Annotated in this window: 10 protein-coding genes; 1 reads left to right on the top strand and 9 read right to left on the bottom strand. The window is 73.8% G+C overall.

The features are described from left to right. The 7 genes from ABZZ04_RS06025 to ABZZ04_RS06055 all read right to left on the bottom strand — a co-directional run. Nucleotides 1-151, bottom strand: a 151-nt coding sequence (locus ABZZ04_RS06025) for an adenosylhomocysteinase (RefSeq protein ID WP_356931263.1), incomplete at its 3' end; no start/stop codon positions are given. Nucleotides 152-505: 354 nt separating this feature from the next. Further along, on the bottom strand, nucleotides 506-1,492 hold the full coding sequence (locus ABZZ04_RS06030) for a cation diffusion facilitator family transporter (protein ID WP_356930975.1): 987 nt from the start codon (nucleotides 1,490-1,492) through the stop codon (nucleotides 506-508). A gap of 91 nt (nucleotides 1,493-1,583) precedes the next feature. After that, nucleotides 1,584-2,765: a mannose-6-phosphate isomerase, class I gene (gene manA / locus ABZZ04_RS06035; protein WP_356930976.1), complete on the bottom strand. Its 1,182-nt coding sequence runs from the start codon at nucleotides 2,763-2,765 to the stop codon at nucleotides 1,584-1,586. A gap of 119 nt (nucleotides 2,766-2,884) precedes the next feature. Further along, nucleotides 2,885-4,021, bottom strand: coding sequence for an SIS domain-containing protein (locus ABZZ04_RS06040; protein WP_356930977.1), 1,137 nt, complete (start codon nucleotides 4,019-4,021; stop codon nucleotides 2,885-2,887). Nucleotides 4,022-4,144: 123 nt separating this feature from the next. Then, nucleotides 4,145-4,327 carry a Trm112 family protein gene (locus ABZZ04_RS06045; RefSeq protein ID WP_283851902.1) on the bottom strand — a complete coding sequence of 61 codons (183 nt, stop codon included), beginning with the start codon at nucleotides 4,325-4,327 and terminating at the stop codon, nucleotides 4,145-4,147. A 125-nt stretch (nucleotides 4,328-4,452) separates the two neighbouring features. Beyond that, entirely contained in the window at nucleotides 4,453-5,835 is a 1,383-nt protein-coding gene (locus ABZZ04_RS06050) for a phosphomannomutase/phosphoglucomutase (protein WP_356930978.1), read from the bottom strand. A gap of 141 nt (nucleotides 5,836-5,976) precedes the next feature. After that, on the bottom strand, nucleotides 5,977-6,354 hold the full coding sequence (locus ABZZ04_RS06055) for a DUF3499 domain-containing protein (protein ID WP_356930979.1): 378 nt from the start codon (nucleotides 6,352-6,354) through the stop codon (nucleotides 5,977-5,979). Nucleotides 6,355-6,676: 322 nt separating this feature from the next. Between ABZZ04_RS06055 and ABZZ04_RS06060 the strand changes: the two genes are divergently transcribed. Beyond that, on the top strand, nucleotides 6,677-7,123 hold the full coding sequence (locus ABZZ04_RS06060) for a metallopeptidase family protein (protein WP_356930980.1): 447 nt from the start codon (nucleotides 6,677-6,679) through the stop codon (nucleotides 7,121-7,123). A 97-nt stretch (nucleotides 7,124-7,220) separates the two neighbouring features. On the opposite strand, the gene ABZZ04_RS06065 is transcribed toward ABZZ04_RS06060, so the two are convergent. Both ABZZ04_RS06065 and ABZZ04_RS06070 read right to left on the bottom strand, forming a co-directional pair. After that, entirely contained in the window at nucleotides 7,221-8,780 is a 1,560-nt protein-coding gene (locus tag ABZZ04_RS06065) for a DUF5719 family protein (RefSeq protein ID WP_356930981.1), read from the bottom strand. Next, complete coding sequence (locus ABZZ04_RS06070) at nucleotides 8,777-12,628, bottom strand: glycosyltransferase (RefSeq protein WP_356930982.1); 3,852 nt, start codon at nucleotides 12,626-12,628, stop codon at nucleotides 8,777-8,779. The genes ABZZ04_RS06065 and ABZZ04_RS06070 overlap by 4 nt, the downstream gene beginning before the upstream one ends. Between the last annotated feature and the right edge of the window lie 112 nt (nucleotides 12,629-12,740).

The following is a 12,740-nucleotide window of genomic DNA, read 5'->3' on the forward strand; positions in this document are numbered from 1 at the left end:
CACCGGCCAGCGGCTGCGCGGCGGCGTACTCCTTGCGGATCGACATCAGACCGGGCATCTCGTGCTCGGCCAGGGTGATCTCCTTGCGGCCGAACGCCGCGAGGGAGAGGTCGGCGACCTTGAAGTCCTGTCGGTTGGCGACCGTCGTCATAACGGGCTGCTCCTCGTGAATGGGTCGAGGTGGGGCACGGATGGCTCTGCGGCGACGGGCACACGAATGCCCGGTGCTCGCAGCGCAGTCCGTCGGAGGCCCTCTCTCCCTCGGCCGGTCCGCACACGGGGACCGATCGACCGCCATCAGCAGCGACGTCTGACTCTGGCGTCGAATCTACACCGATCGGCCCAGTCCCTCCCAGCCCGCCCGGGAGCCGGGAGGGACTGGGAGAGCGCTGCGGAAGCCTGCGGGAGAGCGGGTCGAGAGGGTGCCCGGAGGGCATATGGGCAGGTGGGCGGCGGGTGCGGTGCCGGCCGACCGGGGCGGGCCGGTCCGTCGCGGCGGGTTCGGTCAGTGGCCGGATTCCGTCGGGGTGTCCGGAGCGCCGCCGGGCGCCTTGGCGGGGTTGATGCCGGCCGCGGCGGCGGCCTCGCTGTAGATGTCCGGCTCCAGGTAGATGACCCGGGCGATCGGGACCGCGGCGCGGATGCGGGACTCGGCGGCGTTGATGGCGTTGGCCACCTCGACGGCCGTGTCGTCGTGCTGCACCGCGATCTTGGCCGCGACGAGCAGTTCCTCGGGGCCGAGGTGGAGCGTGCGCATGTGGATGACGCGGGTGACCGTGTCGCCGTCGACGACCGCGTTCTTGATCTTCTCGACCTCCTCGGCCCCGGCGGCCTCACCGAGCAGGAGCGACTTCGTCTCGGCGGCGAGCACGATCGCGATGATGATCAGCAGGGCGCCGATGCAGAGGGTGCCGATGCCGTCCCAGACACCGTCGCCGGTCGCCAGGGACAGGCCGACGCCTCCGAGGGCGAGGACCAGACCGACCAGCGCGCCGAGGTCCTCCAGGAGGACGACGGGCAGCTCGGGGGCCTTGGCCCGGCGGACGAACTCCTTCCAGGAGAGCGATCCGCGGGTCTCGTTGGACTCCTTGATGGCCGTGCGGAAGGAGAAGCCCTCGGCGATGATCGCGAAGACCAGCACCCCGACCGGCCAGTACCAGGCCTCGATCTCGTGCGGTTCCTTGATCTTCTCGTAGCCCTCGTACAGGGCGAACATGCCACCGACGGAGAACAGCACGATGGAGACGAGGAAGGCGTAGATGTACCGCTCACGGCCGTAGCCGAAGGGGTGCTGGGGGGTGGCCTCGCGCCGGGCCTTCTTGCCGCCGAGCAGCAGCAGTCCCTGGTTGCCCGAGTCGGCGACCGAGTGGACGCTCTCCGCGAGCATCGAGGACGAGCCACTGAACAGGAACGCCACGAATTTGGCCACCGCGATGGCCAGGTTGGCGCCGAGTGCCGCCACGATCGCCTTGGTTCCGCCTGACGCACTCATGGGTGCCTGGTGTCCCTTCATTCGCTGCCGCGGCCCTGGCGCCGCCGCCGTACGGCCGGACATTGTTGCAGTCGCCGGTGCGGGTGGTGCGTCAGACCACCACTGTGGCACGGAACAAGGTTCCCGTACCGGACACTTCGACCTCTTCCCCGGCGGGTACGAAGACGGATTCGCCGGGGGCGAGGTCCAGTGCGCCCGCCTTCGTGGCGCCCTGGGTGCAGAGCAGGATCTGCGGGGCGTCCCGGGTCAGGTCCACGGGAGCGGCGCCGGGCGAGAGGTCGAAGCGGGAGAGCCGGAACTCGTCCACGGGCGTCTCGTACGGTTCCTCGCCGGACGGTGCGGCCTCGGGGCGCAGGATGCCGGGGTCGGCCGCCTCGAAGCGGACGATGCGCAGGAGTTCGGGTACGTCGATGTGCTTGGGCGTGAGGCCGCAGCGCAGCACATTGTCCGAGTTGGCCATGATCTCGACGCCGAGGCCGTCGAGGTAGGCGTGCGGGACGCCCGCGCCGAGGAACAGGGCCTCGCCGGGCTTGAGTTCCACGTGGTTCAGCAGCATCGCCGCGATGACACCGGGGTCGCCGGGGAAGTGGTGGGCGATCCGGGCGTACGGGGCGTGGGCGCCGCCGAGGCGTTCGGCTGCGGCGGCCGCGCGGTGCACCGTCTCGGCCATCTCCGTCGGCTCGGCGCCGAGGATCGCGGTGAGGACCTCGCGCAGGGCTGCCTCCTCGGGATGGGCGCCGAGGAGGTCGACGTACGGCTTGAGCTCGTCGACGTCGAGGGCCGCGATCGTCCGGGCCGCCTCGGCGGGGTCGCGGAAGCCGCACAGGCCGGTGAAGGGGGTGAGCGCGCAGATCAGCTCGGGCTTGTGGTTGGCGTCCTTGTAGGTGCGGTGGGGGGCGTCGATCGGGACGGACCGGCGCTCCTCGTCCTCGTAGCCCCTTCGGGCCTGTTCGAGGTCGGGGTGGACCTGGAGGGAGAGCGGGGCGCCCGCCGCGAGCAGTTTGAGGAGGAAGGGCAGGCGGGGGCCGAACTTCTCGACGGCGGCCCGGCCCAGTTCGCGCTCGGGGTCGGCGGCGATGACGTCGGCGAGGGACTGCTCGGGGCCGGCCTCCCCGGTGCCGGTGGGCCGGGTGAGGCGGGAGGGGGCGCCGGGGTGGGCTCCCATCCACATCTCGGCCTGGGGTTCGCCGGTGGGGGCGACGCCGAGCAGTTCGGGTATGGCGGTGGTGGAGCCCCAGGCGTAAGGGCGCACGGTGTTGGAGAGCCGGTCCATGGGATTCGTGTCCTTGTGAGGTGCGTGGATCGGGTGGATCGGGGTGCGGTGTGTGCTGCGGGGTGTCGCGGGACCGGGCGCGGGGCCCGCCGCCGTACGGGGTACGGGTGCGGGCCCGGTCAGACGCGGGCCTCCGACGCGAGCGCCAGGTACACGGCGGCGAAGTCGGTGACCGCGAGCAGTTCGGCGAGTGATTCGAGGTCGGTGCCCTCGTCCGGTTCGAGTTCGCTGATCGCGGTGTCGTGGCCGAGGGCCAGTTCGCGAGCGGCGGGGGCCGCGCTCAGGCCGCCCGCGGGACGGTCCCGGAGCAGTACGACGCGGGCGTGCAGCGGCTCCGGCTCCTCGACCCGGTCACGGAAGAAGTCGTCGGGGTCGGCGCCCGCGGCGAACGCGCCCGCCAGCAGTCCGCCGTGCGCGGGAAGCGCCTCGGGCAGTTCCGCGGCGAGGGCGGGGCGTCCGGACAGCTCGGCCAGGACGGCGGCGAACCTGCGGCCGACCGGTCCGGCCGCGTCGCCCTCGGTCCAGATCAGGGGCAGACTGTCGGCGAGCTCGGCGGCGAGGGTCTTGGCCGGGTTGCTGTACGTGGCGATGGCCGGGCCGCAGCGTTCCGCGGTGCGGTCCAGCCGGTCCGCGACGCCCTGCAGCGCGTCGGCGGGGGCGTTGACCAGGCCGACCCGGTCCAGCAGTGCGAGCAGCGGGGTGAACAGCGCCCAGAGCGTGCCGGGGCCGGCGGCCGAGGTCTCGGCGTCGTACTCGCCGTGCGGGGCGGAGGCCATCGGTACGAGGAGGCCGCGCACGCCGTCGACGGCCTCGCGCAGCGGTGACCGGTGGGGGGCGACCGCGACGACGCTGCAGCCGCGGCGGTACGCCTGTTCGGCGAGGAGGGCGAGGCCCGGCTCGGCGCCGTCGGCCGTGACGATGAGCAGCAGGTCCACGGGGCCGGCCCAGCCGGGCAGCGTCCAGCGCAGCGCGCCCGAGGCGGGGGCCACCCCGGTGGGGCGGATGGACGTGACGGGTGCGGACGCGCCGACCAGGGCGGTGACGAGGTCGGCGACGCCGGACGCGGCGGTGCCGAAGCCCGCGACCAGTACGGCGCGGGGTCGGCCCTCCGGGTTCAGTTCGGCGATCCCGGCCTCGGTGGCGTGCCGGGCGGCGGTGCGGACCCGGGCCCCGGCCTCGGCGGCGCCGCGGAGCAGGCCGCGGCGGTCGGCTCGGGCCAGGGATTCCGGGGCGTCGAGCAGCGACTCGTCGAGCATGGGGACGGTCCTCCGATCACATGCTGATCACCGTGCGGGTCGGAGCGGCGGGCGACGGGGTCGTGCGCCCGGACGCCGGTCGCTCGGGGCCGCGGGCGGGGTCGTGCGCCCGGGGCTCCGGCTTCACGCGGGGTGGCGGGCCTCGTCGACGAGGAGGACGGGGATGCCGTCCCGTACCGGGTAGGCCAGCCCGCAGTCGTCGCCGGTGCAGACCAGCTCGGGGGTGTCGGACGCCGACCGGTCGTCGAGCGGAGAGTGGCAGGCCGGGCAGGCGAGGATCTCCAGGAGGCCGGCTTCGAGCGGCATGGGGCGGGTCCCTTCAGACAACGGATCGGGCCACGTCAGCCTACCGCCGGAGGGCGGGGTGCGCGGGGTGGGGCGGGGCGGGGCGCGCGGGGATGGAGCCGGGGTGTACGCCGGAGGGAGCGGCGCTAAACGGCGGGGGTCTTCGGGGAGCGGACCAGGGCCAGCACCTCGTCCCGTACCGCTGCCATCGTCCGTTCGTCGCGGGCCTCCACGTTCAGGCGGAGCAGGGGTTCGGTGTTGGAGGCGCGGAGGTTGAACCACCAGTCCGGTGCGGTGACGGTCAGGCCGTCCAGGTCGTCGGTGGTGACCCCGTCGCGGCCCGCGAAGGAGGCGCGTACCGCTGCCGTGCGGGCCTGCTGGTCGGCGACCGTGGAGTTGATCTCGCCGGAGCCGGCGTAGCGGTCGTACCGGGCGACCAGTTCCGACAGGGGGCCCGGCTGTCCGCCCAGCGCGGCCAGCACGTGGAGCGCGGCGAGCATGCCCGTGTCGGCGTTCCAGAAGTCGCGGAAGTAGTAGTGCGCGGAGTGCTCGCCGCCGAAGATCGCGCCGTGCTCGGCCATCTCCGCCTTGATGAAGGAGTGGCCCACTCGGGTGCGGACCGGGGTGCCGCCGTTCTCGCGGACGACCTCGGGGACCGAGAGCGACGTGATCAGGTTGTGGATGACGGTGCCCCGGCCGCCGTTGCGGGCGAGTTCCCGGGCCGCCACCAGGGCCGTGATCGCGGACGGGGAGACGCCCTCGCCCCGCTCGTCGACGACGAAGCAGCGGTCGGCGTCGCCGTCGAAGGCGAGGCCGAGGTCGGCGCCCTCGGCCACGACACGGGCCCGGAGGTCGACGAGGTTCTTCGGGTCGAGGGGGTTGGCCTCGTGGTTGGGGAACGTGCCGTCGAGTTCGAAGTACATCGGTACGAGATCGACGGGCAGGTCCGCGAAGACGGTGGGGACGGTGTGGCCGCCCATCCCGTTGCCCGCGTCGACGACGACCTTCAGCGGGCGGATCGACCCGAGGTCCACCAGGGACAGCAGGTGGGCGGCGTAGTCGGTGAGCGTCTCGCGCCCGGTGACGGTGCCGGGGGTCCCGGCCGGCCGCGGGGCGCCGGTTTCGGCCCACTTCTCGACGAGGGCGCGGATCTCCGAGAGGCCGGTGTCCTGGCCCACGGGTGCGGCGCCCGCCCGGCAGAGCTTGATGCCGTTGTACTGCGCCGGGTTGTGCGAGGCGGTGAACATCGCGCCGGGGAGGCCCAGGCTGCCCGAGGCGAAGTAGAGCTGGTCGGTCGAGCAGAGGCCGATCAGCGTGACGTCCGCGCCACGTGCCGCGGCCCCGCGTGCGAAGGCTCCCGAGAGGCCGGGCGAGGAGGGCCGCATGTCGTGTCCGACCACGATCGCGTCCGCGTCCGTCACCTCGACGAAGGCCGCCCCGAACTGTTCGGCGAGCGATTCGTCCCACTGGTCGGGCACCACTCCGCGCACGTCGTACGCCTTCACGATCTGCGACAGATCAGCAGCCACGGGCCGGTCCTCCTGAGATTCCTGCGGACCGCCCAAACTACCCGGCAGCGACTCGGGCGGGCCGTCGGGCCTTCCGACCGCGTGCGCGCAGCCGAAGAGGCCGGGAAGTCCGGCGGGGGCAACGGTCCGGCAGCGGCCGGGTCAGGAGTCCGGGGAGCGCAGCACCCGCAGGTGGCCGCGGCGCGCGACCTCCATCGGGTCGGCCGTCTGCGAACCGCCCCGGCCGTCGTCGGCCCCGCGGTCCTGCGGCCGGGCCGCTTCCCGTACGGCGTTGGCGAGCGCTTCGAGGTCGTCGCCGCTGGGGCGGGAGGGCGCGGAGGGGTCGGCGAGCCGGACGACTTCCCAGCCGCGTGGTGCCGTCAGCCGCTCGCTGTGCTCGGCACAGAGGTCGTAGCAGTGGGGCTCGGCGTAGGTGGCGAGCGGGCCGAGGACCGCAGTCGAGTCGGCATAGACGTACGTCAGTGTCGCGACGGCAGGGCGGCCGCACGCGGTGCGCGAACAGCGACGTACAGGGCTCACGATGTTGGACGGTACCGCACTCTTGAGCGGGCTGCGACGACCCGCCCCCGGGTCACCCCTCCGTGTCGCGCTGTGACGTCCGGCACAACCGCCTTCCGGGCGACCTTTCTGACCTGCGTGGGAGTGGCCGGGAACGGCCCGTATCGGCAATGGTTCCGGTCACCATTCGGCACAAAAGTTGTCATTCGACAGGAGTCCGGCGATCAGCAGCAGGGCCTGAAACAAGCCCCCGGTTGGCCGGATTGTTCAGGATTGGACATGCCGATGACCCGTCAGGGAGCGGCGGCCGACCCGCCCTCCGGAGCGTTACCCTGCGTCAGTGATGGACAGTCCTGTACCGCCCCGCCCGTCCCCGCCGTCTCCCCCGTCCGAGCCGCGTCCGCGCCGCCGGGACCGGCACGGCCGCGGCATGCGCGGGCCCGTCGCCCCGCCCCAGGTGCCGCTCTCGGTCAGCAGGGCGGAGAACTTCCGCGATCTCGTGCAGGACTCGGTGGAGCGGCTGGAGCGGCGCTGGCCCCAGCTGGCGGACGTCGACTTCATGGTGCTCGACGTGCCGGGGGCCCAGGAGGAGACCGTTCCGCTGGGGCACGCGGTGTCCGCCGAGAAGGGCCGGCCCGCGCAGATCGTCATCTACCGGCGGCCGGTGGAGATCCGCACCAAGAACCGCGACGAGCGCGCCCTGCTGGTGCACGAGGTCGTGGTGGAGCAGGTCGCGGACCTGCTCGGGCTCTCGCCGGAGTCCGTGGATCCGCGGTACGGGCAGGAGTAGGCGGGAACGGGAACGGTGGTGTGCGGGCGGCCGTTCCCGGCCCGTCCGCACACCACCGTTCCCACCCGGCGTTCCGGCCCGATCCGGACGAAGGACCCTAGTCCCGCAGGACCGAGAGGTCCTGGACGGCCTCGGGCACCTCGACCGTTCCGCCGTCGTCCGGCAGGGTCTGCACGGTGAACATCTTGATGCCGCCCTGCGTGACGGTGAGGGTGCGCGCGGCGTGGACCGGGCCGCCCGACTCCGTCTCCACCGTCAGGGCGTAGCCGCCCTTGAGGCCGGACGGCGCGGACGGGACGACCGCGAGCGTCGTGCTGCCCTTGACCGTGTACTTCTTGACGACCTTTTCGCCGCCCCCGCTGCCCGCCGACGCGGTGACCTTCACCGTTGCGGCGGCTCCCGGGGCGGTCAGCGAGAGCACCGAGCCCTCGGAGCGGTTGTCGGCCACGGTGCCCCGCGCGCCCACCGGGCCCGTCGCCGGGATGTAGGCGACCTCCTGCTTGTCGCCGGAGCCGCGGACCACGCGCAGCGCGGCGACGATCGGGGTGCCCTTCCCGCCCTTCTCCGGGGTGAGCAGCAGGGAGCCGGGCTCGCCCTTGGTGAGGTCCTTCAGGTCGAGGCTCGCGGTCATCTGCGACTTGACGTGCAGTCCGTCGTTCCCGGCCGGGGTGATCGCGCCGGTCTTGCCGAGCAGTTTCACCTTCAGGTCGGCGTCGTCGTCGCCGGGCGCGAAGGCCACGAGGCGCACCGAGGTGGCGTCGTCGGGGATGCCGGGCATCACCAGGGTGCCCGTCGGGGCGGTGGAGGCGGCCAGCCAGTCGCTGCCGGTCTTGTCGTCCGCGGCCCTGACGACGGCCCCGACGCGTCCGGTGCGGGTGGTGACGTGGACGGTCACGTCGTCGACGGCCTCGCTGGTGAGCGTGGAGATGAGAACCGGGACGCTGGACCGGGCGGGCACCGTGATGCCCTCGCCGACCTCGGACTTGAGGGAGCCCTCGGGTCCGTAGAGCTCGATGTCGGCCACGGCCGCGGTGTCGTCCGGGTTGGTCAGGTGGACGTAGTCCTGGCGGGACTTCGCGGTGCTCGCGGCCGGGAACCAGAAGTCCGTGTCGGGGACGGTGCAGCTGACGCCGAGCAGGCCGCGGCCCTCGCCCGCCTCGACCATGGTGGTCTGCTGGGCGGTCCAGCCGGGGGCCAGGCGGCCGGTGGCGGTGCCGACCAGGGCCGGGGTGTCGGCACCGGACTCCTCGGCGACGGCCGGTTTGCCGGGCTCCTTGAGGGCGACGACCGGCTTCCCCGCATCCGCCTTCTTGTCGTCCTTCTTCTTGTCGTCCTTCTTCTTGTCCTTCTCGTCCTTCTTGTCGCCCTCGCCGTCTCCGTCGTCCGTGATCTCGGACGTCGTGGTCGGTGTCAGTTCGGCCGCGCCGGCCTCGCCCGCGCCGTCGCCCGCCGGGGTGAAGGAGGTGTAGGTGGTCTCCGAGAGCTCCGACAGGCCGGGGGCCGGGCAGAGCAGGGTGGACCGTTCCACCGGCAGTCGCGCGGCGGTCGCCGCCTCGGCGGTGTCCCCGTCGCCGGGCGCGGTGAGCACGGCGAACCCGGTGACGGCGGCGAGGGCGACGGTGCCCGCGATGAGGGACAGGCTGCTGGTGGACTTCACTCGGACTCGCCTCGCGATGCGTTGCCGGTCGGCCACGGGTTCTGGCCCGGGGCGGGGTTCTCGTCGGGGTTCTGCGGGGCGTACGGGGCCGGGTGGCCACCGCCGCCCTGGTCGTAGTGGGCCGGGGGCGCGTACGTACCGGTCTGCGGGTCGTACTGCTGCTGTTGCTGCTGGGCGTAGCCGTACGGGTCGTAGGAGTTCTGCCCGTACGGGTCGGCGGGGGCGGGCTCCTGGTGCGTGCCGTATCCGCCGTCCTGGTACTGGCCTTCCTGGTACTGGCCCTCCTGGTACTGACCGCTCTGGTACTGGCCCCCGTCGTACCCGTTGCCCGGGTACTGCTGGTAGCCGGTGTCCTGGTACTGCTGCCCGTCCCATTCGCCGTACTGCTGCTGCGGCACCGCCGCGTACTGGCCGTCGCCGTCCTGCTCCGGCTGCGGCTGCGGCTGCGGCTGCGGCTGTGCGGGAACGGGGGCGGGGACCTGGTCGGGGGCGTGGTCGTACTCCTCCGCCCGCTGGGCCGGGACGTGCTCGCCCGGCGCCTGCCCGAGGGCGGCGTCCGGGTCCGGCCCGGCCTCGGCCTCCGCCTGGGCGGCCGCGCGCAGCCTGCGGGCCCGGCGCCCCTCGCCCGTGACCGGTTCCACCGGGGCCGCCACGGCCTCCTCGGGCAGGTCGTCGTCGATCTCGCGGCGACGGCCCGGCAGGGCGAGGACCAGCAGGACGAGCGCCAGCGTGCACTGGGCCCAGATCCAGGCGGTGTGGGTGAACGGGGTGTCGTACGTGAGGTCCAGCGTGCCGCCCTCGGCGGGCAGCTCGAAGCCCTGGGCCCAGCCGTCGACGGTCTTGCGGGTCAGCGGCCGGCCGTCGAGCGTGGCCTGCCAGCCGGAGTCGGCGGCGTCCGCGATCCGCAGCACCCGGCCGGACTCGCCCGCCGGGATCCTGCTGTGCGCCTCGACGGGGAGGGAGCCCACGGGCAGCTGCTCGCCGCCCGCACCGGGCGGGACGATCATGATCCGGGCGACCTGGCGCTCCACCCGCCACAGTGCGCTGCCGTCCAGCTGGCTCAGCCGGCTGAGGCCCGGGGTCGCGTCGAGGACCCGGCTCATCTCCTTCGGGGCGCCGTCGCGGACCAGTACGTACCGGATCGCGAAGCCGCTGAGCTGGCTGCCCTGGTCGGCGCCGGAGCCCGCGACCAGGTTGGCGACGACCTTGTCGAGGTGGCTGTTGCTGCCACCCGCCGCGGTCAGTTCGGCGTCCCCGAGGCGCGCCCCGGAGCCGCGTACCAGGGTGTACGAGACGGTGGAGGGCGAGGAGCCGCCGAGCACCAGGGTGCGCGGCTGGTCGCGGGTGGTGCTCTCCTCCGCCACGAACGCGGGCACCTGCACCGGGTCGCGGCGCTCCAGCGGGCCCCCGGCGCCGCCGAGCATCCAGCTCACGGCGGCCACGGCCGGGGCGAGGCCCGCGGCGAGGGCGATCAGCGCGGCGACGGGCTGCCGCCAGCCGAAGCTGAGCTCGGCGACGCGCACCCGGGCGCCGTCCGCGCCGACCAGCGCGGCGGCGATCAGCGCGATGCCGTACACGAGGGTGGCGGGGCCCGCCCAGCCCGAGCCGTTGGCCAGGGCGGCGAAGACCATCGCGACGAGCGCGACCGTCCAGGCGGTGCGCACCGCGAACTGCCGCTCCCCGCGCAGCAGCGCGGCAAGGGCGGCGAGCACGATGCCGAACAGCAGCACGCTGCCCGCGGCCTTGGGACCGCCGGGGCTGATGGCGAGCAGGTCGAGCGCGGAGGCCGAGCCCGCTCCGATGTCCAGGCCCGCCTCGTCGAAGAAGCGGGACGGGCTGGTGAGCAGCGAGAGCGACCAGGGCGCGAGCACGAGCAGCGGGGTGCCGATCGTGGCGAGGAAGCGCAGGCCGTACGCGGTGATGTCGTCGCGGCGCAGCACGAGCACGCCGATGCCGAGGACGACGGCGAGCGGCCAGACGATGGGCGTGAACGCCATCACGAAGGTGATGAGCAGGGTGTACGCCCAGGTCGCGCGCCAGCTGCCCCGGGCGCTGCCGGAGGCTCGCATGCCGTGCGCGGAGACGGCGGCGCGGGCGATCGGCGGGAGGAACACGGCCAGTACGGCGGTGCCGAGGCGGCCGGTCGCCAGGGCGCCGGTCGCGGCGGGCAGGAAGGCGTACGCGACGCTCGCCCAGGCCCTCAGCAGCCTGGATTCGAGCAGCGGCCGGGAGGCGAAGTACGCGGTGAGTCCGGCGAGCGGGACGGAGCAGACCAGCAGGAGCGTGAGCGCGAGGCCGGTCGAGCCGAGGAACAGGGCGGACAGCGCGGAGAGCACGGCGAGGTAGGGCGGTGCGGTCTGGGTGCCGCCGGTGCCGACCGTGTGCCAGCCGTCCGCGTACTTGCTCCACAGGTCGGAGACGTCGCCGGGGGCGGGCAGCAGCGCGCCGCCGGTCAGCGAGCCGCCGCCGAGGAGGCCGCGGCAGGCGACGAGCGAGACGAGCAGCAGGACGGCGAAGAGCACCGGGCCCGGCTTGCGGCCGATCCGCTTCAGCCGCGCGAACTGCTCGATCTCCAGGAAGTCGGCGTCGTCGCCGCCGGGGCCGGACTCCACGGCGCCGTGCCGGGAGCCGCCGGAGTCGGTGTCGGAGCCGCTGCCGAAGTTGCCGGCGACCTGCTCGACGGTGGCCCGGACGGTGGCGCCGGGCGGCGGGAAGAGGCCGCGCAGTTCGGCCTGGTCGACGGCGCCCTTGCCGCGGGCGCGCCGGGCCGCGAGGATCCTGCCCGGCCGCAGCAGGGTGCCGAAGAGCCCGGCGACCTCGTCGAGGGCCTGGCCGGGCACCTTGCCGACGAGGTAGGCGAGGGTGCGCAGCAGGGTGCCGACGACGAGCCGGAGCAGCACCCAGGGCAGGACCTTGGAGCGTGCGTTGACCAGCATCGTGTAGACGGCGCCGGCCTTGTCGACGCGGTGCGGGGAGGCGACGGAGCGTCCCGCGCAGTCGATGGGGCGGCGTTCGCGGGCGGACGCCTCGGCGTGCCGGAGGACGGCGTCGGGGGCGACGAGCACCCGGTGCCCCGCGACGTGCGCGCGCCAGCACAGGTCGACGTCGTCGCGCATCAGGGGGAGGCTGCGGTCGAACCCGCCGAGCTCCTCCCAGACGTCACGGCGGATCAGCATGCCCGCGGTGGAGACGGAGAGCACGGTGCGGACCTGGTCGTGCTGGCCCTGGTCCTGTTCGCGCCGGTCGAGCCCGGTCCAGCGGCGCCCGCTGTTGGCGATGGAGACGCCGACCTCCAGCAGCTGCCTGCGGTCGTACCAGCCGCGGAGCTTGGGGCCGACGATCGCGGCGTGCGGGTCGGTGTCCACGACGCGCAGCATCTCGGCGAGGGCGTCGGGGGCGGGGGCGCAGTCGTCGTGGAGCAGCCAGAGCCACTGCACCGGTTCGCCGTGCGGCAGCTCCGGCATCTCGTACGCGTCGTCGCGCCAGGTCCTGCTGACGGGGTCCCAGCCGCTGGGGCGCTTCAGGTACGGCAGCTCGTCCGGGGAGAGGGCACCGGCCGTGCGGACCGCCTCGTCGACGGCGGTGCCGAAGCTCGTACGGCGCGCGAGGTGCAGGACGCGTTCGGCGCCGAGCGCCTCGGTGACCAGTTGCGCGGAGTCGTCGGCGCTGCCGGTGTCGGCGGCGACGACGTTCTGCACGGGACGTTCCTGCCCGAGCAGTCCGGCGAGCGCGTCGGGCAGCCAGCGCGCTCCGTCGTGGGAGACGAGCACGGCGGTGACGACGTGCCGGGGGAACTCGGGGGCGGCGGCGGCCGCGTACGGCGCCGCCGATTGGCTGTGCACGGACATCGAGGTACGGGCCCTCCGGCCGGATCCGGGGGAAATCCCCCGGGGGCTGCATCGGTGTACACGCGCGCTCCGTCAGGGCGTTGGCGCGTCTCGGACGGGGCCCCACACTAAC

It is taken from the genome of Streptomyces sp. NPDC006435 (assembly GCF_040612315.1).
Taxonomy (GTDB): domain Bacteria; phylum Actinomycetota; class Actinomycetes; order Streptomycetales; family Streptomycetaceae; genus Streptomyces.